This window comes from Actinomadura rubteroloni, assembly GCF_002911665.1.
Taxonomy (GTDB): Bacteria; Actinomycetota; Actinomycetes; order Streptosporangiales; family Streptosporangiaceae; genus Spirillospora; species Spirillospora rubteroloni.
This window is the reverse complement of sequence record NZ_MTBP01000001.1, coordinates 2,546,100-2,570,356: the sequence shown is the minus strand read 5'-3', so window position 1 is coordinate 2,570,356 and position 24,257 is coordinate 2,546,100. Positions and strand designations below refer to the sequence as shown.

The following is a 24,257-nucleotide window of genomic DNA, read 5'->3' as shown; positions in this document are numbered from 1 at the left end:
TGGCCGCTACCAGGGCAGTGGGACGACGGGCTCAGGGGTCCGTGCGGTGGTGGCCGTCTGTCCGGCGCAGAACGTGTTCGATGCGGCCTGGTCGATCGTGCCGCTGTTCATTCCGGGGTAGACGTTCATGGCGATGACCACTTGGCGGCGTCCGTCCGGCGTGGACATCCAGGTGTTGATGTAGCCGAGGACGGCGCCCTTGTGCATCCACGCCACCCCGCACGGAGTTTGCGCTCGGACCAATCCGATGCCGTAGCCGGTGCCGTCGGTGCCGGTCGGCGCCGCGGTCCGGAGTTCTTCCATCTGCTTCGGCGGCAGCAGTTTCCCGGTCAGCAGCGCCCGCGCGAAGTTCGCCTCGTCCTTGAGGGTGGAGACGATGCCGCCGGCGGTGCCGGTCACGTAGGTGTTGGACGCCGAGACGTCCAACAAGAACTCGTAGCCGTGCATGAAATCGCCCGACAGCTTCGATGCACCGGTCGGGAGATAGGTGCTGGTCAGGCCCAGCGGGACGATGATGCGCCGGTTGATCTCGGCGGCCGGGTCGTGGCCGGTGACGGCCCGGATCACCATTCCGGCGAGGATGTAGTTGGTGTTGGAGTAGTGCCAGCCGCCGCCGGGCGCGAAGTACGGCTTGTTCCGGTTGGCGATGTCGACGAGTTGCTGCGGCGTGTACTTGAGGTCGGCGAAGAGGTTGACGCCGTAGGTGACGAGCAGTCCCAGGTCGGACATGTAGTCGTAGATGCCGCTGGTGTGGTTCAGCAACTGCCGGACGGTCACCTTGTCACCGTCGCGCAGCGCGCCTGGCAGCCATCGGGCGACCGTGTCGTCCAGCGAAAGTCTTCCCTCGGCTTCGAGCTGCAGCAGAACCGTCGACACGAACGCCTTGGTGTTGCTGCCGATGCGGAACTGCGCCGCAGGGTCGGCCTTCGCGCCCGCGTAGAGGTCGCCGTGACCGGAGGCGGCGGTCTGCTCGGTCCCGTCCGCGCGGACCAGTCCGATCGCGCCGCCGCCGTTCGCCGTGACCACGGCGTCCAAGCCGGACTGGAGGGCGCTCGGCGGGGCGGGCGCCGCGACCGCGGCACCGCAGACCGCGACCGTCGCCGCGACGGTCACCATGAGCACGCCCGTTCTGCCCATTCTCTTCATGACCGCTCCCCAGGTGACGCACCTCACGATGAACAACCCGAACGGTAGCCACGCCGGGGAGCGGCAACAATGCGTCGCCGGACAGCGCTCGCCGCGTCCGGTAGCACTTCGCGGTGGGGCTCAGGCCGTTCCGGTGAACTGTGCGAGTTCGGCGCGGAGTCGGGCCACGGTCGGACGCGCGGCCGGGTCTTTCGCGAGCAGACCCGTCAGCAGCGCGCCCAAAGGCCGGCCGGCGCGTTGCGGGACGGGCGGCGCCTCGGTCAGGACGGCCGCCATCGCCGCCGTCGGGCTCGGACGGCCGAATGCGGAACGGCCTTCGACGGCATAGAACAACGTGGCGCCGAGGCCCCACAGATCCGTGGCGGGCGTGCATTCCGTCCCCCGGATCTGCTCGGGCGCCATGTAGGCGGGCGTGCCCATGATGGCGCCGGCCTCGGTGAGCGTCGGGTCGCCCTCGAACCGCGCGATGCCGAAATCGGCGAGCTTCACCGAACCGTCCGCGCCGACCAGGACGTTCGCGGGCTTGATGTCGCGGTGAATGATGCCGAGCGCGTGCGCCGCCTCCAGGACGTCGAGCAGGGCGAGACCGATAGCGGCGACGCGCGCGGACGGAAGCGGCCCGTCCGACGCGACCGTCCTGTCGAGGGCCGCCGCCTTGACGAGTTCCATCACGATGAGCACCGAGTCGTGGTCCATGATGACGTCGTGAACGGTCACGGCGTTGCGGTGGTGGAGTTGCGCGGCGGCCCTGGCCTCCCGCAGCATGCGCGCCCGCACGGCGTCCCGGGCGCCGGGCGCGAGACCGGACGGCGGGAGGAGCTGCTTGACCGCCACCTCCCGTCCCAGCACGACGTCCTTGGCCCGCCAGACCACGCCCATCCCGCCCCGGCCGAGTTCCTCCAGCGGCGTGTAGCGGTCCGCCGGACGAGCGGCGGCGGCCGGGGCCGGGACCGGGGCCGGGGCCGGGGGCACGGCGGGCGGCGGCACCCGGCGGCGGAGGCCCCGCGCCAGAACGACGCCGATCACGACGAACACGGCGACGACCGCAGCGACGAGAAGCGGGTCGACGTACCAGGAGTCCGCTGCCTCCGCTGCCGCCACGAGAAGCCCTTTCCGGCCGAACACAGGACGTAGCTCGTCCACCGGGCGCGAATCTACACGTAGCGCCCGTGCGGCCCGAGGTCCTGCGCGTCCCGGACCGCCATCGCGGCGGGACGGCGCCGGACGCCGTGCGCGGGACGTTCAGCGGACGGAGCGCGGCTGGCCGTTCCAGTGGCGCTCCCGCAGCTCGCGCTTGAGGATCTTGCCGGTGGGCAGGCACGGCAGCTCGTCGGTGAACTCGGTGCTGCGCGGCGCCTTGTATCCGGCGATCGTGCGCTTGCAGTGCTCGCGAATCTCCTCGTGGGTGAGCGTGTGCCCCGGCCGCAGGACGATCACGGCGTGGACCCGTTCGCCCCACTCCGCGTCCGGCACACCGATGACGGCGCACGCGGCGACGGCGGGATGCGCGGCGACGGCGTTCTCGACCTCGGTGGAGTAGACGTTCTCGCCGCCGCTGATGATCATGTCCTTGAGGCGGTCCACGATGTGGACGTAGCCGTCGTCGTCCATGAAGGCGCCGTCGCCGGTGTGCATCCAGCCGTCCCGGACGGCGGCGGCCGTCTGCTCGGGATCCCGCCAGTAGCCGAGCATGACGTTCGCGCCCCGGACGGCCACCTCGCCGACCTGCCCGCGCGGCACCTCCGCGCCGTCGGGGCCGACGATCCGGACCTCGGCGTGCGGGGCGGCCCGTCCGCACGTCCGCAGGTGCTCGCGCGCGGCGTGGTCGGCGGCCGAGAGCAGGGTGGCGACGGGGGCCAGCTCGGTCATCCCGTACGCCTGGACGAAGGAGGTCCCGGGCAGCGCCGCCATCGCGCGCTCCAGCGTCTCCTCCGGGATGGGCGAGGCGCCGTAGACGATCGACCGGAGGCTGGACAGCTCGCTCGCCGCGAGCCCCGGGTGGTCGACGAGCGCCCGGATCATGACCGGCGCGAGCAGCGTCGACGTCACCCGCCGCGTCTCGACGGCCGACAGCACGGCCGCGGGCTCGAAGGCGGGGACGATGACGTGGGTGCCGCCGACGACGGTCTGCGCCGTCCACGCCGCGAGGTCGGCGAGGTGGAACATGGGGGACGCGTGCAGGAGCCGTCCGCCCGGGATCGCGAAGTCCACCGCCGCCTGGCTGCCCATCGCCGAGACGAGCAGGTTGGCGTGGCTCAGCATGACGCCCTTGGGGAAGCCCGTGGTGCCGCCGGTGTAGAAGATGCCCGCGAGCCGGTCCCCGCCGCACCGCGCGTCCGGCACGGGGTCGCCGCCGGTCAGGTCCTCGTAGGCGAGCATGTCCGGCGGCGCGGGCCCGTCCGCGCAGTGGACGACCGTGTCGAGGTCGTCGCGCAGGTCCGCGGCCAGGGGCGCGAAGGTCTCGTCCACCAGGAGCACGCGCGCCCCCGACTGCCGGAGCGCGTACCGGTTCTCCGGGACGGCCCACCGGATGTTGAGCGGGACGACCACGGCACCGATCCACCAGGTGGCCAGAAGGTATTCGTGGAAGCGGTCCGAGTTGAGCGACAGGATCGCGATGCGGTCGCCCGCGCCGATGCCGAGCCGCCGGAACGCTCCCGCCAGCCGCATGACGCGGTCCGCGCTCTCCCCGACGGTGCGGATCCGGTCGCCGAAGACGGTCAGCGGCGCGTCCGGATTCTGCTGGAGCGCCCGGTGGAGTCCCTGGGTCAGATACATGCGGCCCTCCTGTCGTGGTCGAAATGGAACGGTCTGCGGGCGCTCACTCCCGGTCGCCCGTCCAGACGAATGCCGCCTCCAGGCGACTGTGCACGCCGAGCTTTCGGAATATCGAGTAGACGTGGTTCTTCGCGGTCTTCTCGGCGATGCCGAGGGCACGCGATATCTCCCGGTTGGATTTTCCCGCGCAGATCAGGTCGAGGACCCGCCGTTCCTGCCGGGTGAGCCGCCCGGCCGTACCGCTCGATTCCGCCGGTGCAGCCGTTTCCCCCGCTTGTGTGGAACGTGCGTTTTCGAGGGAAGCGAGCAGGCGTTCCAGTGCGGCCAGAGTTCTTCCGATCACCTCGAGGGCCGCGGTGACCTCCGCGATGACGTCGGCCTGCCCGGGCCGGTCGACGGCGGGCGGAACGTGCTCTTCCATTTACTACCGAGCCCGAAGCGATCGGAGGCCGCCGGATGCGGCGGCCTCTCTTGTAAGGTCCACCAGCGCGCGGCGAGATGTCAAGACCCGGCCCGTTATTTCGCATCCTGAAACGCACTCCCGGGCAGTGCCCACGGCAGAAGACCCGGCGGCTTGGGCAAAAGTACCCAGTATCGGGGTGAAAACCGGGGGTACGACGGAGCGCGATGCTCGGGACGGTCATTGATCAAGTGCCCGTCCGTTCCCGGGAAACGTTGGATCGGAGCCGCTTTGACCACCGCACCGCGTGTCGACGGATGGGGTCCCGCCTCGCTTATGAATGGCATGGAAACGGCGATGTGGCGGATGGATTCCGACGCCGCGCTGCGCACCGACGTCGTCATGGTGTGGACGCTGGACCGGGTCCCGGAGTGGGACCGGTTCCTGGAGTGCTGCGCGTGGCTGACCGGGGTCCTGCCGCGGCTGCGGCTCCGGGTGGCCGAGCCGCCGCTGCGGATCGGCCGGCCGGTCTGGGAGGTGGACGAGGCGTTCGACCTCGCCGCGCACGTCCACCGCGTCCGGTTGCCCGCCCCGGGCGGACGGCGCGAGCTGCTGGACCTCGCCGAGGACGTCGGCGCCTCGGTCTTCGACCCCGCCCGTCCGCCGTGGCGCGCGGTGCTCGCCGAGGAGGGCGAGTCCGGCCGGGCGGCGATCGTGATCAAGCTCCACCACTGCCTCGCCGACGGCGCGGGCCTGCGGCGGGCGATGGTCGCGCTGCTGCCCCGCTCGCGGCGGGCGTCGCTGCGTCCGCCCGGCCCGCCGCCCGACGCCCCCCGCCACGCGAGCCCCTGGGAGGTCGCGGCGCGCGGGCTGGCGAGCGATCTCGGCTCCGCGCCCGGACGGATCAGGCGCGGCGGGACCCGGCTGGCGGCGGGCCTGGCGCACGCGTCGACGTCCCCGGGGGACCTGCCCGCGCGGGTCGACGGGCTGGTCCGTTCGCTCGGGCGGACGGCGGTCGACCCCCGGCGGTCCCCGCTGCTCGCCCGACGCGGGCGCGAACGCCGGTTCGAGGCCGTCGAGATGCCGCTGGCCGACCTGAAGGCGGCCGGGAAGACCGCAGGCGCGACGGTCACCGCGGCCTTCATCACCATCATGCTCGGCGCATTCGCCGACTACCACCGCCTCCACGGACGGGCCGGCGGCACGCTGTCGATCGCGGTGCCGGTGGACGTGCGCGACGGCGGCCCGGAGGACGGCAACAACATCGTCGGCGGCCTCGTGCTCGGCGGATCCCTCAAGGAGATGGGCCCGCACGACCGCCTCGCCGAAGTGGGCGCGATGCTGCGGCGCGCGCGCCGGACCCCGCTCGCCGGATGGTCGGCGGCGCTGACGTCGCTGTTCCCCGTGCTGCCCGTCCCGGTGCTGCTGCGGGCGACCCGCTGGACGAGCGGCGTCCAGGACCTCAAGACCAGCAGCGTGCCCGGCGTGCCGCGTCCGGCCTACATCGCCGGAGCGCGGCTCCTGTCGACGCTGGTCTTCGGACCGCGCGTCCACGGCGCCTGCACCGCCGTCCTGATGTCCCACGACGAGACCGCCGGGCTCGGCCTGAACGTCGACCCGGCGGCGGTCACCGACACGTCCTCGTTCGGCCGCCTCGTCCAGAAGAACGTCGGCGCCGTCCTCGCGCTGGCCGACCCGGCGCGCACCTGACCACAAATCACCCTGAAAGGCATGTCATGCACGAATTCCACGTCGCCATCGGCCGTCTTGAGCGGGCCCCGCTGGTGCTGTCGGCTCCCGACGCGACCTCGCTGCGCTCGGCGGCGGCGACGCTGGCCGGCGAGGTCCGCGCGGCCGGGAACCCGAACATCGGCGGCCTGGCGGCCGACCTCGCCGCGCGGGACACGGCGGGCCGCCACCGAGCGGTCGTCCTCGCGGCGGACCGGACACAGCTCCTCGACGGCCTGGACGCCCTGGCCGCCGGACGCTCGGCGCCGTCGCTCGTGACCGGCGCGCCGCCGTCCGCGCGGCGGCCCGTCCTGGTGTTCCCGGGCGCGGGCTGCCAGTGGCCGGGAATGGCCCGCGCGCTGCGCGACGCCTCTCCCCCGTTCGCCCGCCGTCTCGACGAGTGCGCTCGGGCGCTGGACGCCGACCGGTCCCCGCACACGCTGCCGGACGGCGACCCGGCCTGGGACCGCGTCGAAGTCTGCCAGCCGGCTCTGTTCGCGGTGATGGTGTCCCTCGCGGAGCTGTGGCGGTCGTTCGGCGTCGAGCCCGCCGCCGTGCTCGCGCAGTGCATCGGCGAGGCGGCCGGGGCGTACGCGGCGGGCGCGCTGTCGCTGGACGACGCCGCCCTGGCCTGCGCGGCGGCGGCCGAGGCGCAGGCCGGGGTGGCGGCGCTCGGGGACATGGCCGCCGTCCGGCTGCCCGTGCCGGCGCTCGCCGCGAAGCTGAAACGCTGGGGCGGACGGCTCTGGATCGCGGGCGTCAACGCGCCCGACTGGACGCTGGTCTCCGGTGACCGCGGGGCGCGCGACGAACTCCTCGCCGCGCTCGACGACGAGGGCGTGTTCGCGACGGCCGTCCGGACGGGCGCGCCGACCCACACCGTCCGCCTGGACGGCGCCCGGACGGCGATGCTCGACCGGCTCGCCGGGATCGCGCCGCGCGCCGGCCGCGTCCCCTTCCACTCGGCGACCACGGGCACCGAGACCGATGGAGCGCTCCTGGACGCCGACCACTGGCACCGCTGCGTCCGTGAGCCGATCCGGTTCGAGGAGGCGACGCGGTCCGCGCTCGCCGGCGGCCCGGTCGCGCTGATCGAGTGCACTCCGCATCCGTCCCTGCTGACGCCGATGCGCGACACGGCCCAGGCGGACGCGGGCGCGGACGCGGTCGTGATCGGTTCGGTCGACCGCGACGACGACGGCCTCGACCGGTTCGCCCGCTCGGTCGCGGAGGCGTACTGCCACGGCGTCGCGGTGGACTGGGCGGCGGCGCTCGCCCCCGCGCCGGAACCGGAGCCCGTCGCGGCCGAGCCGGACGCCCCCCACGAGCCGATCGCGATCCTCGGCATGGCCTGCCGCTTCCCCGGCGGCATCGCGACCCCCGAGCAGTTGTGGGACGCGGTGGTCGAAGGCCGCGACCTGATCGGCGCCCTGCCCGACGACCGCGGCTGGGACACCCGCAAGCTGTACGAACCGGACTCCGGGAAGCCGGGGACGTCCTACACCAGGGAGGGCGGCTTCCTCGCGGACGCGGCGGAGTTCGACGCCGAGCTGTTCGGGATCAGCCCGCGCGAGGCGGCGGCCATGCACCCGCAGCAGCGCATCCTGCTGGAGATCGCGTGGGAGGCGTGCGAGCGCGCGGGGCTGGACCCCCTGTCGCTGCGCGAGAGCGACACCGGCGTGTTCATCGGCGCCTTCGCCACCGAGTACGGCCCGCGCATGCACGAGGCCGGCGCCGGTCCCGGCGGGTACATGCTGACCGGCGGCACCCTGAGCGTCCTGTCCGGCCGCATCGCCTACGCGCTGGGGCTCATGGGCCCGGCGATGACGATCGACACCGCGTGCTCGTCGTCGCTGACGTCGGTCCACCAGGCGGTCGGGTCGCTGCGGTCGGGCGAGTGCTCGCTCGCGTTCGCCGGCGGGGCGAGCGTGCTCGGCACGCCGGGGCTCCTGGTCGACTTCAGCCGCCAGCACGCCCTGTCGCACGACGGGCACAGCCGCGCGTTCTCGGCGGACGCCGACGGATTCGGCATGGCCGAGGGCGCAGGGATGCTCGTCCTCGCCCGGCTCTCGGACGCGGTGCGTCTCGGGCGTCCCGTGCTCGGCGTCATCCGGGGCTCGGCGCTCAGCCAGGACGGCGCGAGCGAGGGCCTGGCCGTCCCCGACGCCGGGGCGCAGGAGCTGGCGATCCGGCGGGCCCTGGAGGACGCGGGCCTCACGGCCGGCGACATCGACCTCGTGGAGGCCCACGGGACGGGCACCAGGGTCGGCGACCCGATCGAGGCCCGCTCCCTGCTGGCCGCCTACGGACGGTCCGCCGGGCACCCGGTGTTCCTCGGGTCGGTCAAGTCGAACATCGGCCACAGCATGGCCGCCGCGGGCGTCGCCGGGGTCATCAAGACGGTGCTGGCGCTGCGCCACGGCGTCCTGCCCAAGAGCCTGCACGCGGAGCGGCTGAACCCGGACGTGGACTGGTCGCGGGGCCACGTCCGCGTCCTGCGCGAGAACCGGGACTGGCCCCGGACGGGCCGGGTCCGCAGGGCGGCCGTGTCGGCGTACGGCATCAGTGGCACGAACGCGCACGTCATCCTGGAGCAGTCGCCGTCCGAGCGGGCCGGCGGCCGGGCGCCGCAGGACGTCCCGGGGCTCCCGTGGGTGCTCACGGCCCGGTCCCCGGAGGCGCTGCGGGCGCAGGCGGACCGGCTGCTGCGGTACGTCCGGGAGAACCCCGACGCCCGCGCCGCCGACGTGGGCTGGACGCTGGCGACGGCGCGGGCCCGGCTGGAGCACCGGGGCGTCGTCGTGGGCGACGACCGCGCGGCGCTCGTCGACGGCCTCGCGGCGCTGGCCGGCGGTACCGACGCCCCCGGCCTGGTGCGGGGCGCGGACGTCCACGGCGCCCGCAACGTGTTCGTCTTCCCCGGCCAGGGGTCCCAGTGGGCGGGGATGGCCGCCGAGCTGCTGGAGCGGTCCCCGGTGTTCGCGCGGCGGATCGCCGAGTGCGACGAAGCGCTGGCGCCCTACGTCGGCCGGTCGCTCACCGGGCTGCTGCGCGCCGGCGTCCCGGAGGACGCGGGGACGGACGTCGTCCAGCCCGCGCTGTTCGCGGTGATGGTGTCGCTCGCCGCCGTGTGGGAGGACCACGGCGTCGTCCCGGACGCGGTGCTCGGGCACAGCCAGGGCGAGATGGCGGCGGCCGTCGTCGCGGGGGCGCTGTCCCTGGAGGACGCCGCCCGCGTGGTGGCCCTGCGCGCCCGCGCGCTGCGCGTGCTGGCCGGGACGGGCGCGATGGCGACCGTCGCGCTGCCGCCCGACGCGGCGGCCGAACGGCTCGCCCGGCACGGACGGCTGTCGGTGGCGGCGATCAACGGCCCCGGCGAGGTCGTGGTCTCCGGCGACACCGACGCCGTCGTGTCCCTGCTGGCGGAACTGGAGGCCGAGGGCGTCTGGGCGCGCCGGATCGCCGTGGACTTCGCGTCGCACTCGGCGCACGTCGAACGGCTTCGCGACCGCCTGCTGGACGACCTGGACGGCATCCGGCCGAAGGCGTCGGACGTCCCGTTCTACTCGACCGTCACCGGCGGCCTCCTGGACACCGAGGCGCTGGACGCCGGGTACTGGTTCACGAACCTGCGCGACCCCGTCCGCTTCGACCCCGCGCTCCGCGCCGCGCTCGCGGCGGGCCACCGGGCGCTGATCGAGATCAGCCCGCACCCGATCCTGACCATGGGGATGCAGGAGGTCGTCGACGACGCCGGGGCCGACGCCGTCGCGCTCGGAACGCTCCGGCGCGGGGAGGGCGGCCTGCGGCGGTTCCGGCTCGCGGTCGCCGAGGCCGACGCGCACGGGGTCGCCGTCGACTGGTCGCGGGCCTTCGCGGGCACCGCGCCGCGCCGTCTCGACCTGCCGACCTACGCCTTCCAGCACAAGCGCTACTGGCTCGACGCCGACGGCCCGCGCACGGCCGACCTGCCCGCGGCGGGCCTGGAGGACGCGGGCCACCCGCTGCTCGGCGCCGCGACGGACCTCGCGGGCTCCCCGGCGCTGCTGCTCACCGGATCGGTGTCCCTGCGGACCCACCCGTTCCTGGCCGACCACGCGGTGCACGACGCCGTCCTGTTCCCGGGCACCGCGTTCCTGGAGATGGCCCTCCAGGCGGCCGACCGGGCCGGGTTCGAGGGCGTCGAGGAACTGATCCTGGAGGCTCCGCTGGTCATGCCCGCCGACGAGCCGGTGCGGTTCCAGGCGACGGTGGACGAGGACGGCTCCCTGGAGATCTTCTCCCGCCCGGAGTCGGCCCCGGCGCGGCAGCCGTGGACGCGGCACGCCACGGGCACGGCCGGCGATCCCCCGCCGTCCGACACCGGCGACCTGGCCGCGTGGCCGCCGCCCGGCGCCGAACCCGTCCCGCTGGACGGCTTCTACGACCGGCTCGCGGAGCGCGGCTACCGGTACGGTCCCGCGTTCCGCAACCTGCGGGCCGCCTGGTCCCGCGGCGACGACGTGTTCGCGGAGATCGCGCTCACGGGCGACGAGACCGACGCGTACGCCCTGCATCCCGCGCTGCTCGACGCGGCGCTGCACGGCACGCTGCGCGACGCGGCGGACGGGCTGCGGATGCCGTTCTCGTGGCAGGACGTCCGGCTGCACGCCGTCGGCGCCGCCACGCTGCGGGCCCGGCTGTCGCGGACGGGACCGGACGCCTACGGCGTGACGATCGCCGACGCGACCGGCCGCCTTGTCCTGACCGTCCGGTCGCTGGCTCTGCGGGCCGTGGAGCGGCTGTCGGCGACCGGCTCCGGCAACCTGTTCCGGCTCGACTGGCCCGTCGTGCCGCCGCCGGACCGCGCCGCTCCGGACGCGCGGACGTGGGCTTTGATCGGCTCCCCGGACGCGACGGCGGGCGTCCCCGACGCGGCCGTCCATCCCGACGTGGCCGCCCTGCGCGCGTCGAGTGTCCCGGCGCCCGACGTCTGCGTCCTGGTCTGCCCGCGCGGCGGGGTGCCCGAGAGCGCCGAGTCTCTGCACGAAACGGTCGGCCATGTGCTGTCGGAGGTGCGGGAGTGGCTGGACGACGAGCGGCCCGGCGTGCTGGTCGTCCTCACGCGGGGGGCGGTCGCCGTCCATCCGCGCGACGCGGTGACCGATCTCGCGCACGCGGCGGTCTGGGGCGCGGTCCAGTGCGCGCAGTCCGAGCACCAGGGCCGGCTGGTCCTGCTCGACGGGGACGCGGCGTCGGTCGCGTCCGCGCTGGGCACCGGCGAGCCTCGGCTCGCGCTGCGCGACGGGACCCTGCACGTTCCGCGCCTGGTCCCGTCCCGGCCGGGCGACGCGCCGGACGAGCGGCCGTGGCGCCTCGACCTGGAGCCGGGCGACCCCGACAGCCTGCGGATCGTCCCGGCCGACGAAGCGCCGCTCGGGCCGGGCGAAATCCGGGTGGCCGTCCGCGCCGCCGCGATGAACTTCCGCGACGTCGCGGTCGCGTCCGGGCTCGTGGAGCGGCACCGGGTCTGGCCGCTCATGGGCTTCGACGGCGCGGGCGTCGTCGCCGAGACCGGGCCCGGGGTGACGGGCGTGGCGCCCGGCGACCGGGTGATGGGCGTCTTCACCGGGAGCACCGCGTTCGCGTCCACGGCGGTCACCGACGCGCGGCTGGTCGTCCCCGTCCCGGACGACTGGACGTTCCCCGAGGCCGCGACCGTCCCGGTGGCGTTCCTGACCGCCTGGCACGGGCTCGCCGAACTCGCCGCGGTGCGGCCCGGGGACGCGGTGCTCGTCCACGCCGCCACCGGGGGCGTCGGGCTGGCGGCCGTGCAGGTCGCCCGGCATCTCGGCGCCGAGGTCTTCGCCACCGCCTCGCCCGCCAAGCACCCGGCGCTGCGGGCGCTCGGCCTGGACGACGCGCACATCGCCTCGTCCCGTTCGACCGCCTTCGAGGAGCACTTCCGCGCGGCCACCGGGGGCCGGGGCGTGGACGTCGTGCTCAACTGCCTCACCGGCGACGTCCTCGACGCGAGCCTGCGGCTGCTGGCGCCCGGCGGACGGTTCATCGAGCTGGGCCGGACCGACCTGCGCGACCCCCGGGACCTTCCGGGCATCACCTACGCCGAGTTCGATCTCGGCCTGCTCGATCCCGAACGGCAGCACGCCCTGTTCGGCGCGCTGCGCGGCCTGTTCGACCGGGGCGTCCTGCGCGCCCTGCCGTTCACGTCATGGGACGTCCGGGACGCGCGGGACGCGTTCCGGCGGATGCGGCGGGCCGGGCACATCGGCAAGATCGTCCTGACCGTGCCGCGTGCGCCCGACCGCGACGGGACCGTCCTGGTCACCGGCGGCACCGGCACGCTCGGCGCGCTGACCGCCCGGCACCTGGTCACCGCGCACGGCCTGCGCCACCTGCTGCTGGCGGGCCGCCGGGGGCCGGACGCGCCCGGCGCCGACGCCCTGCGCGCCGAGCTGACGGCCCTCGGCGCACAGGTCACGATCGCCGCCTGCGACGCGGCGGACCCGGCGGCGCTGCGGCGGCTGCTGGACGGCATCCCCGCCGAGCACCCGCTGACCGCCGTCGTCCACACGGCGGGCGTGGTCGACGACGGCGTCATGACCGCGCTGACGCCCGAGCGGATCGACCGCGTCCTGCGTCCGAAGGCCGACGCGGCGCTCAACCTGCACCGGCTCACCCGGCGGTCGGACCTGGCGGCGTTCGTGCTCTACTCGTCCGTGGCGTCGGTGCTCAGCGCGGGCGGGCAGGCGAACTACTCGGCCGCCAACGCGGTCCTGGACGCCCTGGCGCTGCATCGCGGCCAGCACGGCCTGCCCGCGACGTCCCTGGCGTGGGGGCTCTGGGAGCGGACCAGCGAGCTGACCGGAGCGCTCGCGGACACCGACCGGGCACGCCTCGCGCAGAACGGACTGCTCGGCCTGTCCGACCAGGACGGCCTGGCCCTCCTGGACGCCGCTCTCTCCGACGGACGGCCGTTCTTCATCGGCGCCCGTCTGGACGCGGGCGCGTTCGCCGGACGGCCCGAGGACGGGGTGCCGCCGGTGCTGCGCCGACTCGTCCGTCCGCAGCGGGCGAAGGCGACCGCGCGTCCCGCCGAGACGGGCCCGGCGCCGCTCGGCGAACGGCTCGCCGCGCTCCCGGCCGACGACCGCGTCCGCGAGCTGCTGGGCGTCGTCCGCGCGCAGGCGGCGTCCGTCCTCGGCCACAGCCGGGCCGAGGAGATCGACGCCGGCCGGCGGTTCCGCGAGATGGGGTTCGACTCGCTCATGGCGGTCCAGCTCCGCAACCACATGAACCGGCTGACCGAGCTGAAACTGCCGACCACCCTGGTGTTCGACCACCCGACTCCGCTTGAACTGGCCCGCGAGATCGACGCGAGGCTCGCGGCGCGGCCGGGAGGGCGGCCGTCGGCCGACGACACCGCCGCGCGCGTCCAGCGCGTTCTCGGCGACGACCGGGATCTGGAGGAGAAGGTCGCGTTCCTGCGGGAAGCCGTCGACGCCCGCGAACGCCGTTCCGGCGGCGACTCCGCCGACCTCGCCGTCCGGCCGGTGCGCCTTTCCGAGGGGCGTGCCACGCCGCGCCTGTTCTGCCTGCCGTCGATCCTCGCCCCCGCGGCGCCCGAGCAGTACGGCGAGTTCGCCGGGTTCTTCCAGGGGCGCCGCGACGTCGTCGCCCTCACCCTGCCCGGCTTCTCCGACGGCGAGCCGCTGCCCGCGACGGCCGACGCGTTCAGCCGCGCGGCGGCCCGCACGGTGCTGGCCGAGGCGGCGGACTCCCCCTTCGTCCTCCTCGGGCACTCGTCCGGCGCGTGGCTCGCGCACGCCGTCGCCGAGCAGTGCGAGAAGGACGGACGGCGCCCCGCCGGGCTCGTCCTTCTCGACCCCGCCGACGTCAACCGGAACGACCCGCGCGACATCGCCCGGACGGCTGACCGCCTCTGGGCGCGGATGGACCTTCTCCCCCTGCTCGACGAGGCGAACGTGTCCGCCATGATGCGCTACGCGGAACTGTTCGGCGCATGGACTCCGGGCACGCTCCAATGTCCCGTCCTGGCCTTGCGGGCCGAAGAGGCCATGCCCGGCACGAGCGCCGACTGGGCGCACGCCGGACGCACGGAACGCACGCCCGGCGACCACGTGACCATGATGACGACCCGCGCCGCCGCCACGGCGCAGGCCGCCGAGACCTGGGCGGAGGACCTGACATGAGCCCGTCCGGACCGGTCGCGTTCGTCCTCAGCGGAGGCGGCAAGATGGCGAGCACCGAACTGGGCATGCTGGCCGCCCTCGCCGAGGCGGGAATCCGGCCCGACATCGTCCTCGGGAGTTCCGCCGGAGCCATCATCGGCGCGGCGTTCGCCGACCGCTCCGGCGCCGGCGTCCTCGGCTCGGTGTACGACTGCTGGACCGAGATCCTCACCGCGCCGCCGCTCGAATGGACGATCCCGCACGCCGTGGCCAGGCTGATTTCGCCACGGGCGAGAACCGAGGCGCAGAACTGCGTGCGATCAATCGTGCAGCGCCACATCAAGGCCCGCACGTTCGACGAACTGGCCGTGCACTTCGAGTGCAACGCCGTCCAGTTGGGCACCCTGCGCGAGCACTGGTTCGACTCCGGGCCGCTCATCCCCGCCCTGCTCTCCGCCGGGGCCGCGCCCGCCATGATCGCGCACACGAAGGTCGACGGCGCGAACTACATCGACGGGGGGTTCATCAACCCCGTCCCCGTCGACCGGGCCCTCCACCTGGGCGCCCGCACCGTCTACGTCCTCCAGGCGAGCGATTTCAGCGAGGCGCCCAGCTTCCCGCGCACGCTCTGGGAGAAAGGCCCCACGGAAGGAAGCTTCCGCTTCCTCTTCGACAAGCTTCTGCGCGACCTGCCCGAAGGCACCGAAGTGCATCTCCTGCCCATCGGACGCCGCAGCCCTCCGCACGGCCTGAACATGCTGCGCCGGATCTACGGCTTCGACACCGCGCGGGCGCGATACGAGGGCGAGCACTACATGGAGGCGGCCTACCAGGCCACGGCCGCCTACCTCCGCCTGGAAGGCCAGGTCGGCAAGTCCGCCCGCAAGAGAGTCGGCACCCGCCGGCCCGGCGCATGAGACGGGGAGCGACGACTTGCCACGACCCTGACCGCTCGCCTATGTTTCGTTAGACAGGACTATATTCCTGAATTTCGAGACTCAGGGAGTGCGCATGCCCACCCCGACCACCGCCGCCGTCGCACGGGCCGGCGCCGGCACGCTGCACTGGGAGAACGTCCGGCTCGACGAGCCCGCGGCCGGTGAGGCGCTCGTCCGGATCGTCGGCGCGGGGATCTGCCACACCGATCTGTCGGTCCTCGCGGGACGGCTGCCGGTGCCGCTGCCCGCCGTCCTCGGCCATGAGGGCGCCGGGGTCGTCACGGCCGTCGGCCCGGGAGTGACCGCCGTCCGGCCCGGCGACCAAGTGGTGCTGTCGTTCAACTCGTGCGGACGATGCGAGAAGTGCCGGACGGGCCGTCCCACCGAGTGCCCGGCGTACTGGCCGCTCAACTTCGGCGCCGCCCGCCTCGACGGCACCACGCCCGTCTCCGGCGCGGACGGCGGGCCGCTCGGCGGCCTGTTCTTCGGCCAGTCCTCCCTGGCCGCGCACGCCCTGGTCTCCGAGCAGAGCATGGTCCGGGTGGACGCCGCCGACGAGGACGAGCTGGCCATGCTCGCGCCCATCGGCTGCGGCGTGCAGACCGGCGCGGGCACGGTCCTGAACGTCCTGCGTCCATCGCCCGGCGACACGGTCGCGGTGTTCGGCGCGGGAGCCGTCGGGCTGTCGGCGGTGATGGCGGCCCGCCTCAGCGGAGCGCGCCGGATCATCGCGGTGGACGTCGTCGCGTCCCGCCTCGCGCTCGCCGCCGAACTCGGCGCGACCGACCGCGTCGACTCCGGCCGGGAGAACCTGGCCGAACGGCTCGCGGAACTGGCCGGCCCGGGCGGCCTCACCCACGTCGTGGAGTCGACGGGCGTCCCGGCGCTGCTGGAACTGGCGATCGACGCGGTCGCCGCCGACGGGACGGTCGCGGTCATCGGGGCCCCGGCGGCGGGCACCAGGGCGTCGTTCGACGTCAACGCGCTCATCGGCGGCCGCACCGTCCGGGGCGTCACCGAGGGCGCCAGCGACCGCGTGACCTTCGTCCCGGCGCTGGTCGACCTCGTCCGCCAGGGCCGGCTGCCCATCGACCGGCTGATCCGCCTCTACCGGCCCGACCAGCTCGCCGAGGCGATCGAGGACGCCCGCTCGGGCCGCACCGTCAAGCCCGTCATCCGTTTCGAGGGAGCCCTGTGATGGCCCACGCCCGCAACCTGATCGCCGGCGAGTGGCGCGACGGACACGCGGTCGGCGAGTCCCTCGACCCCGCCACCGGGGAGGTGCTCGGCACGTTCGCCGACGCCGGGGCCGTCACCGCGCGGGCCGCGATCGACGCCGCCCGGACCGCGTTCACCGCGACGCCCTGGGCCCGCGACCGCGAACTGCGCGCCCGCGCGCTCCTGCGGCTCGCCGACCGGATGACCGAACGCCGCGACGACCTGGTCGCCACCCTGTCGCGCGAGAACGGCAAGAAGCGCGCCGACGCCGCGATGGAGATCGACGCCACGATCCCGAAGCTCCGCTACAACGCCGCGCTCGCGCTCACCGACGCCGGACGCGCCGGGGAGTTCCGCCCCGGCGCCTACTCGATGTCGCTGCACCAGCCGCTCGGCGTCGCCGCCGTCATCGTCCCGTGGAACTCGCCGGTGATCCTCGCGGTGCGGTCCTTCGCGCCCGCGCTCGCCGCGGGCTGCACCGTGGCGATGAAGATGCCCGCGCAGACGGCGCTGACCAACGGCCTACTGTACGAACTCGTCCGCGAGTGCCTGCCGCCCGGCGTCCTCAACGCCTTCACCGAGTCCGGCAACGACGGCGCCCCGCTCCTGGTGTCCGACCCGGGGACGGACGTGGTCAGCTACACCGGCAGCACCGCCGTCGGCCGCGTCATCATGGCCGGGGCCGCCGCGCGGCTCAAGCCGGTGTCGCTGGAGCTGGGCGGCAAGAGCCCGATGCTGGTGTTCGACGACGCCGACCTGGACGCCGCCGTGCCCGTCCTCACCGCCGCCGTCACGACCTTCGCCGGGCAGTTCTGCATGGCGGGCAGCCGGATCCTCGCCCAGCGCGGCATCGCCGGGGAACTGCGCGCCCGGCTCACGGCCGCGCTGGAGGCCGTCCGCGTCGGGCCGGGCGACGACCCCGCCACCGACATGGGACCCGTCATCGACCGCGCGCAGGCGCTGCGCATCGACGGGCTCGTGGCCGGCGCCGACGGGACGGTCCTGGTGCGCGGCGGGCTCGTCCACCCCGGCCCGGACGCCCGCGACGCGCTGCTGCGGCCCGCGCTGGTGGAGGTCGCCGACGTCGCCGCGCCGATCGTCCAGCGCGAGGTCTTCGGGCCCGTCGCCACGTTCGAGGTGTTCGCCGACGAGTCCGAGGCCGTCGCGCGCGCCAACGCCACCGAGTACGGCCTCGCCGCGTCGGTGTGGACGCGGGACGTCGACCGTCCGCTGCGCGTCGCCCGGGAGCTGGACGCCGGGACGGTCTGGACCAACACCTGGGGCGTCATCCACGACCAGATGGAAGAGGGCGGCTTCAAGCAGAGCGGCGTCGGCCGCCTCAACGGCCCCCGCGCTCTCGCCGAGTTCCACGAGATCAAGCACATCGTGCTGCGCGGGTAACGGTCACCGACCCCGCGCGGCCGATGGTGCCGCACTGAAGCGGAAAGCCCCCGCCGCCGCTGGACGCGGCGACGGGGGCTCCGTCTCACTGCTGGTCAGCCGTGACCGGTGGTCACTTCTTGGCGGCCTTCAGGGTGACGGTGTTGCCCGGGCCCGCCGCGATCGCACTGATCAGCGGGTTCAGGAAACCGCAGCCCTTGAGGGCGGGCAGCGTGTACGTGCCCTTCAGGTCGCCGCCGTTCGCACCGAAGTTGGACGACTCCAGCGGGATGTCGGCCGGCGCGGTGGTCTGGCAGGTCGAGCTGCCGATCTCGAAGCCGAAGACCTTGATCGAGGTCAGCTTGACGACCGTCTTGGTCCGGGTCTTCAGCGCGGCGCCGGCGAGGGTGCCGGTCGTCTTGCCCTGCGGGGCGAAGGCGACGTTGACCGTGCCGGGAAGGAACCCGAAGAGCGAGAACTTGCCCGCGCCCGGGTTGAGCTTCAGGTCGCCGGAGACCTTGCCGCCGCTGATCGTCGTGGCGACGCTGCCGGTCAGCGGGATCGTCCCGTTGACGCCCTTGACGAACGACGAACCGGTCAGCGCGTAGGTACCGGTGGTACCGCCGCCGTCGGTGACGTTCACCGTCGCCTGCACCGGGCTGCTCGCGTCAGAGACGTTGCCGGCCTTGTCGACGGCCTTCACCGTGAAGGTGTAGGTGCCGTTCGCCAGGCCGCTCACGACCTGCTTGGTGCCGGTCACCAGACCGCCGAGCTGCTTGCCGTCCTGGAAGACGTAGTAGCCGGCCAGGCCGGAGCCGCCGTCCTCGTCCTTGGACGCGGACCAGGTCAGCGTCACGTCCTTCTGGTTCACCGCGGCCTTGACGTCGCCCGGGACCGAGGGCTTCGTGGTGTCGGGCTTGGCCTGGGTCTTGGCGTCGACCGAAGCCGAGGCGCCGTCGCCCGCGGTGTTGTTCGGGGTGACCGTGACCTTGTACGAGGTGTTGGCGTTCAGGCCCTTGATCGTGTAGGTGGTGTCGGCGGTCTCCGCGGAGCCGCCGTCCCACGTGATCTTGTACTTGGTGGCACCGGTGCTCTGGTCCCACTTGAGCGTGATCGAGTCGAAGGTGGTGCCCGCGACCGTCAGGCCCTTGAGGTCCGCCGGCTTCTGGGGCGTGTCCTCCTGGGTCTTGGCGTCGACCTTGGCCGCGTCGCCGTTGCCCTGCTTGTTCACGCCGTACACCGAGAAGGAGTACGGGGTGTTCGGGGTCAGGCCGCTGATCGTGGCCGTGGTGCCCGTCGGGACTTCCTGGGTCTTGTCGCCGTACTTCACGACGTACGACTCAGCGCCCTCGGCGGCGTTCCACTTCAGCGACACCGACTTGGACGTCGTGCTGGTCGCTTCGAGACCCGTGACCGGACCCGGCTTCTGCGCCTCCGCCTTGGTGTCGAACTCGACCGAGCTCTTGGCGGACTCGTTGCCCTTGTTGTCGATCGCGCTGACTTCGAGCTTGTAGTGCTTGCCCGCTTCCAGCCCGGTCAGCGCCGCCTTCGGCTCGGTGACGGTGTCACCGAACTTGGTGCCGTTGAGGTACAGGTTGTACCCCTTCAGGCCCGAGCCGCCGTCCTCGTCCTTCGAGGCGCCCCAGGTCGCGTTCGCCGTGGTGCCGGTGATGGCGGTCACGGCCGGAACGCCGGGAACGGTCGGAGCCTTCGTGTCCTCCGGGTTGGGGACCCCACCGGTGATCTTGAAGGTGTGGATGATGTTGTTCTGGCCGGTCGGCGCAGCCGGGCCGTCCAGGGTGCAGGGGACCTGGAAGGGCTTGCCGCCCGCGTTCAGGTCGGGGTGCGGGTTGCCGTCCTTGTCGCGCAGGATGACGTACAGGTCGAGACGCTGCACGCCCATCTTGCCCTCGCCGGCCTTGGAGAAGACCAGCGGCGGGGCCGTGCCCAGCAGGCCCTTGATCGGGAGCGTGCCCGACTCGGGAACCGGGATCTTCGCGATCGGCAGCTTCAGCTTCGCCGCCAGCGGGGTCTGGCCGTTCTGGATCTCCGGCGCCCACAGGTTGGCCGTCGCGATGGCGTAGCCCTCAAGGGACGCCGCAGGCGGGTCGATGACCGTCTGCATCGCGTTGACCGTGTACGCGTTGACCTCGGCGTCCGAAGAGACCTTCATCTCCGGGGTCAGCATGTTGGTCTTGATGTCCTCGGGATACGGCAGGCTCGCGTCGACCTTCAGGCCCTGCGGCTTGATGATCGGGAACTTGCACGAGAACACCAGGCCGGACAGCTTGCCGTCGACCGAGGTGTGCTTGTCGGCCGCCGGCTCGGGCGCGACCGGAACGTCCCAGTTCACGACCGGAGCCGTGCCGGGGTTCTCCGACCCCTCCTTGACGTAGATCGCGGCGATCTGGTTGTTCTGGCCGGCCTTCTGGTAGCACTGGACGTCGAACTCGCCGAGCGCCGTCAGCTCGCCCGCGGCGTTCTTCGGCGCCACGTGCAGCTTGAGGTTGCCGACGTTGACGCGGCCCCAGCCCTTGGTGTTCGGCGCGGTGATCGCCTTCGGCGTCTTGCCGTTCACCGACATCGGGAAGCTTCCCTCATCGGGAACGCTCGTCTTGGGGATGGGCAGGTCGCCGGTCAGGACCTCGGTGTGCCCGTCGGGCCACGTCCCCTGGACCTCGGCGGTCGCCGTGCCCTCCAGGGACTTGGCGTCCATCGCGAACAGGCCCTTGGTGGTCTGCGCGCTCACGGTGTCGACCGTCTCGATCGGGAGCGGGTCGACCGTCTGGCCGAACGACACCGTGTCGGGAATGCCGGTGACCTTGACCTTCACCGTCAGGTCCTGGGCGCCGATCATCGGGTAGACGCAGCGGTAGTTGAGCGTCAGCTCACCGTGCGGCACATCCGCCGAGGCGGACGGCGCCGTCCCGAAGGCGACGGCACCGGAGAAGGCCGTGGCCGCCGCCGCGACGACCGCGACGACCCTGCCCCTCCGTGCTCGTGAATTCGAACTCACCGTTTATCTCTCCTGTGTTTGGCCGACCATGGGCTCGCGCCGAGTGGAACTCATTTCGACGGTGGAGCCTGCACTTTGACGACTGGTCGCCCGACGACCGCCGAGGCGTTCCCCGGGCTGAGCTTGCGGGCGATGGTGCTACCGGACTGGGACGCGAAGGCAGTGAGGACGCCGTTCAGCGGGCCCCAGTCCCCCAGCTAGGCGACCGAGTGCCTAGCGGCCCGTCCACCGCGCCGGCGGCGGCCACGGGACCCGCCGCAGCCGACTCCCGGCCGGCGCTCGCAGCCCCGGCACCGATGACCGCGCCACGGGCCGGGCCCGTCCCGATCCCCGTCTTCTTAGGATTCACGCCATGCCTTTCTGATGCGAAAAGCACCCATCGGGTGTCCGCTCGCAGCGCGGGCACCCGACTCCTGGTCCGTTCTCGAAAAGATCGAGGGAATCACCCGGGCGGGGGTTGATGGCGGGCCGCACCGGCTCACATCGAGCCGTTTCCTCCGACGTTTCGTGGACGTAAACTACAGCCGGACGAGACGAACGTCATCGTACGGCTGTGACAAGTTTCACGCCCCAGGGGCTCACTCGAAGCCCAATAATCCACGCACAGGTCAACGGACGGGCCGCCACTCGCCGGACCGACCACGATGCGGATACGCGGGCCTACCGAAACGTCTTTCGGCAGCAGGTTTCCAAGCCGACTCACCGGCTCCGCACAGCGTTCCGAAACCCCACGGCGACAGTGGGTGACGACCGAACCCGGACGGCGACACCGCGACACCCCAGCCGGAACACGATGCCTTTTACGGCTCGCGCCCTACCGCTAAACCGTTCATCACCCGAACAGGATCAGTTGTCCCCGGAAAAGAGGGGCGCGCATTCCAGACGCCATGACATTCCCGCACGAACACCGGCCGAGAGGGGGCGTGGGGGCGGAGCCCCCACATCGGGGGGTTCGGGGGGTCGTCCCCCCGGAAAACACTGCGGGCCCTTGCGGAAGGTGCGCGAAGCGCACCGACCACAAGGGCCCGACTCGTGGAGCTATGGGGATTCGAACCCCAGACCTCCTCCATGCCATGGAGGCGCGCTACCAACTGCGCCATAGCCCCGTGTCCTCGCGTGGTGCGGGGACGGGGGCAAGCCTAGTGCATGTTCGGGGCGGGCGCGGACGCGCGTCAGGTGAGGCGGACGAGCATCTTGCCGGTGTTGGCGCCTTTGAGGAGGCCGAGGAAGGCGCCGACGGCGTTGTCGATGCCGTGCACGACGGTTTCTTCGCTGCGCAGGGTGCCTTCGCGGACCCAGGCGGCGGCGCGGGTCTCGTACTCGTCGAGCAGGTGGTAGTGGTCGAGGACGAGGAAGCCGCGCAGGGTGAGGCGGCGGGCGATGGCCTGCCAGAGGTCGGCGCCGGGGGCGGGGCGTTCGCGGTGGCGGGAGACGGCGCCGCAGAGGGCGATGCGGCCGTGGTCGCGCATGGCGTCGAGGGCGGCGCGCAGGTGGGAGCCGCCGACGTTGTCGAAGTAGACGTCGACGCCGTCGGGCGCGGCGGCGGCGAGGCGGCGGTCGAGGTCGCCCTCGCGGTAGTCGATGGCGGCGTCGAAGCCGAACAGGCCGGTGAGGCGGGCGCTTTTGGCGGGGCCGCCGGCGGAGCCGATGACGCGGGCGGCGCCGAGGCGGCGGGCGATCTGTCCGGCGGCGCTGCCGACGGCTCCGGTGGCGGCGGAGACGAACACGATGTCGCCGGGCCGGACGCGGGCGATCTCGGTCAGTCCGACGTAGGCGGCGAGGCCGGGCAGGCCGAGGACGCCGAGGTAGGACTGGGCGGATGCGGCGGAGGTGTCGACCACGCGTCCCGTCCGGACGACGGCGTACTCGCGCCACCCGAGGGAGTGCAGCAGTGTCGTCCCGAGGGGACGGTCGGGGTCGGCGGACGCGACGACCTCGCCGACCGCCGCCCCGGTCAGGGCCGCGCCGAGCGGGTAGGGCGGAGCGAAGCCGGGGTCGGCGTCCATCCGGAACCGCATGTACGGGTCGACGGAGATCCAGTCGTTGCGGACGACGCACTCGCCGGGCCCGGGGGCGGGCACGTCGGTCTCGGCCATGGCGAAGTCGGCCGGGCACGGTTCGCCGCGCGGCCGGGCGACGAGGCGGATCTCTCGGCTCTTCATGTCAACGGACCTCCCCGCCCAGACGGTACCCGTAGCGCTCTGTGACCGTACGCTTGCGGGGAGGAGACCTTCGGCGGATTAGGCTGCGGGCGATGAGCGCCGACGATGCCGCCGAGCGGGCGAGGGACCGGCTGGTCGACCGTCTCCGGGACGAGGGGACGGTCGAGTCGCCCCTGGTCGAGAAGGCCCTGCGCGCCGTGCCCCGGCACCGGTTCCTGCCGGACGCGGGCGTGGAGGAGGCGTACGCGGACCGTCCGGTCGTGGTGAAGCGGTCGGCGGGCGGCGCGCCGCTGAGTTCGGCGAGCCAGCCGACGATCGTGGCGTCGATGCTGGAGCGGCTGGGGGTGCGTCCCGGCGACCGCGTCCTGGAGATCGGTACGGGCTCGGGGTACACGGCGGCGCTGCTGCGGGAGCTCGCCGGCGCGGACGGCGAGGTCACGACGGTGGACGTCGATCCCGATCTCGCGGCGGCGGCGCGGGAGCGGCTCGGCGCGGCGGTGACCGTGATGGCCGCCGACGGCGCGGCGGGCCACGCGGCGGGCGCGCCCTATGACCGGATCATCGTCACGACGGGCGCCTGGGACGTCCCGCCGACGTGGTGGGACCAGCTCGCCGACGACGGGCGGATCGTTGTTCCGCTTCGCTGGCGCGGCATGACGCGGTCGGTCGCGCTGGACCGCGACGGCGACCGGCTGACGGCGCGGTCGGCGATCGCGTGCGGCTTCCTCCCGATGCGGGCGGCGGACGGCGAGCGCTCGCTGGACCTGGCCGGGGACGGCCGGGTCCGGCTCGTCCACGACGAGGACCAGGCGATCGGCGCGGACGCGCTGGCGGCCGTGCTGGACCGGCCGCGCGCCGAGACGTGGTCGGGCGTCCACGTGACCGGGTCGGACGCGGTGCACGCGGTGTGGCTGCGGCTCGCGGCGGCCGAGCCGGGCACGTGCGCGCTGGCGGCGCGGCCGGCGGCGATCGACGGCGGCCTGGTGTCCCCGGCGCTGCCCGGGACGAGCCCGGCGGTGGTGGACGGCCCGTCGCTGGCGTACCTGGCGACGCGTCCCATCGGCCCGGACCTGGCCGAGCTGGGGGCGATCGGCCATGATTCGGGCGATCTGACCGACCGGATGGCCGACCAGATCGCCCTGTGGCACGAGGCGGCGCCCGCGCCCGTGCTGACGGTGTACCGGGCGGGTGCGGCGCCGCCGAAGCCCGAGCGCGGGACGGTCGTGCGCAAGCGTCACACGACGCTCGTCCTGTCCTGGTGACCTCCGCTTGCTCACCCGGCTGAAGGGTCGGGGCCGC

At 73.5% G+C, this 24,257-nt stretch carries 12 protein-coding genes and 1 tRNA gene; 6 read left to right on the top strand and 7 right to left on the bottom strand.

The annotated features are described in order from the left end of the window. Positions 1-6: 6 nt before the first annotated feature. From BTM25_RS11390 to BTM25_RS11375, 4 genes are all read right to left on the bottom strand, one after another. Entirely contained in the window at positions 7-1,146 is a 1,140-nt protein-coding gene (locus tag BTM25_RS11390) for a serine hydrolase domain-containing protein (RefSeq protein ID WP_103562637.1), read from the bottom strand. A gap of 120 nt (positions 1,147-1,266) precedes the next feature. Next, positions 1,267-2,247, bottom strand: a complete 981-nt coding sequence (locus tag BTM25_RS11385; protein WP_146059029.1) for a serine/threonine-protein kinase — start codon at positions 2,245-2,247, stop codon at positions 1,267-1,269. 141 nt (positions 2,248-2,388) lie between these two features. Then, the gene (locus BTM25_RS11380) at positions 2,389-3,924 is read right to left on the bottom strand and encodes an acyl-CoA synthetase (protein ID WP_103562635.1); all 1,536 of its coding nucleotides are present in this window, start codon (positions 3,922-3,924) and stop codon (positions 2,389-2,391) included. Positions 3,925-3,967: 43 nt separating this feature from the next. Next, positions 3,968-4,345, bottom strand: coding sequence for a helix-turn-helix transcriptional regulator (locus tag BTM25_RS11375; RefSeq protein ID WP_103562634.1), 378 nt, complete (start codon positions 4,343-4,345; stop codon positions 3,968-3,970). A gap of 315 nt (positions 4,346-4,660) precedes the next feature. Between BTM25_RS11375 and BTM25_RS11370 the strand changes: the two genes are divergently transcribed. From BTM25_RS11370 to BTM25_RS11350, 5 genes are all read left to right on the top strand, one after another. Continuing rightward, entirely contained in the window at positions 4,661-6,034 is a 1,374-nt protein-coding gene (locus tag BTM25_RS11370) for a wax ester/triacylglycerol synthase domain-containing protein (RefSeq protein ID WP_103562633.1), read from the top strand. Between the two features lie 26 nt (positions 6,035-6,060). Continuing rightward, positions 6,061-14,265: a type I polyketide synthase gene (locus tag BTM25_RS11365; RefSeq protein WP_103562632.1), complete on the top strand. Its 8,205-nt coding sequence runs from the start codon at positions 6,061-6,063 to the stop codon at positions 14,263-14,265. Next, positions 14,262-15,161 carry a patatin-like phospholipase family protein gene (locus BTM25_RS11360; RefSeq protein WP_168212079.1) on the top strand — a complete coding sequence of 300 codons (900 nt, stop codon included), beginning with the start codon at positions 14,262-14,264 and terminating at the stop codon, positions 15,159-15,161. Before BTM25_RS11365 ends, BTM25_RS11360 begins: the two co-directional genes overlap by 4 nt. A 94-nt stretch (positions 15,162-15,255) precedes the next feature. After that, entirely contained in the window at positions 15,256-16,380 is a 1,125-nt protein-coding gene (locus tag BTM25_RS11355; protein WP_103562630.1) for an NAD(P)-dependent alcohol dehydrogenase, read from the top strand. After that, on the top strand, positions 16,380-17,801 hold the full coding sequence (locus tag BTM25_RS11350; protein WP_103562629.1) for an aldehyde dehydrogenase family protein: 1,422 nt from the start codon (positions 16,380-16,382) through the stop codon (positions 17,799-17,801). The genes BTM25_RS11355 and BTM25_RS11350 overlap by 1 nt, the downstream gene beginning before the upstream one ends. A gap of 112 nt (positions 17,802-17,913) precedes the next feature. Here BTM25_RS11350 and BTM25_RS11345 read toward each other — a convergent pair whose 3' ends face one another. The 3 genes from BTM25_RS11345 to BTM25_RS11335 form a co-directional block, all read right to left on the bottom strand. Beyond that, positions 17,914-20,796 (bottom strand): fibronectin type III domain-containing protein, encoded by a 2,883-nt coding sequence (locus tag BTM25_RS11345; protein ID WP_146059028.1) that lies wholly within the window; start codon positions 20,794-20,796, stop codon positions 17,914-17,916. Positions 20,797-21,829: 1,033 nt separating this feature from the next. Continuing rightward, positions 21,830-21,902 (bottom strand) — tRNA-Ala (locus BTM25_RS11340). A 66-nt stretch (positions 21,903-21,968) separates the two neighbouring features. Then, positions 21,969-22,958, bottom strand: a complete 990-nt coding sequence (locus tag BTM25_RS11335; RefSeq protein ID WP_103562627.1) for an NADP-dependent oxidoreductase — start codon at positions 22,956-22,958, stop codon at positions 21,969-21,971. Positions 22,959-23,050: 92 nt separating this feature from the next. Between BTM25_RS11335 and fxlM the strand changes: the two genes are divergently transcribed. After that, positions 23,051-24,220 carry a methyltransferase, FxLD system gene (fxlM, locus tag BTM25_RS11330; RefSeq protein ID WP_103562626.1) on the top strand — a complete coding sequence of 390 codons (1,170 nt, stop codon included), beginning with the start codon at positions 23,051-23,053 and terminating at the stop codon, positions 24,218-24,220. Positions 24,221-24,257 lie beyond the last annotated feature (37 nt).

What these genes read in the sequence shown, in the direction of transcription:
- BTM25_RS11390 (WP_103562637.1), bottom strand. Translation starts at nt 1,146, where the DNA reads ATGAAGAGAATGGGCAGAACGGGCGTGCTCATGGTGACCGTCGCGGCG.
- BTM25_RS11380 (WP_103562635.1), bottom strand. Translation starts at nt 3,924, where the DNA reads ATGTATCTGACCCAGGGACTCCACCGGGCGCTCCAGCAGAATCCGGAC.
- BTM25_RS11375 (WP_103562634.1), bottom strand. Translation starts at nt 4,345, where the DNA reads ATGGAAGAGCACGTTCCGCCCGCCGTCGACCGGCCCGGGCAGGCCGAC.
- BTM25_RS11370 (WP_103562633.1), top strand. Translation starts at nt 4,661, where the DNA reads ATGAATGGCATGGAAACGGCGATGTGGCGGATGGATTCCGACGCCGCG.
- BTM25_RS11365 (WP_103562632.1), top strand. Translation starts at nt 6,061, where the DNA reads ATGCACGAATTCCACGTCGCCATCGGCCGTCTTGAGCGGGCCCCGCTG.
- BTM25_RS11360 (WP_168212079.1), top strand. Translation starts at nt 14,262, where the DNA reads ATGAGCCCGTCCGGACCGGTCGCGTTCGTCCTCAGCGGAGGCGGCAAG.
- BTM25_RS11355 (WP_103562630.1), top strand. Translation starts at nt 15,256, where the DNA reads ATGCCCACCCCGACCACCGCCGCCGTCGCACGGGCCGGCGCCGGCACG.
- BTM25_RS11350 (WP_103562629.1), top strand. Translation starts at nt 16,380, where the DNA reads ATGGCCCACGCCCGCAACCTGATCGCCGGCGAGTGGCGCGACGGACAC.
- BTM25_RS11335 (WP_103562627.1), bottom strand. Translation starts at nt 22,958, where the DNA reads ATGAAGAGCCGAGAGATCCGCCTCGTCGCCCGGCCGCGCGGCGAACCG.
- fxlM (WP_103562626.1), top strand. Translation starts at nt 23,051, where the DNA reads ATGAGCGCCGACGATGCCGCCGAGCGGGCGAGGGACCGGCTGGTCGAC.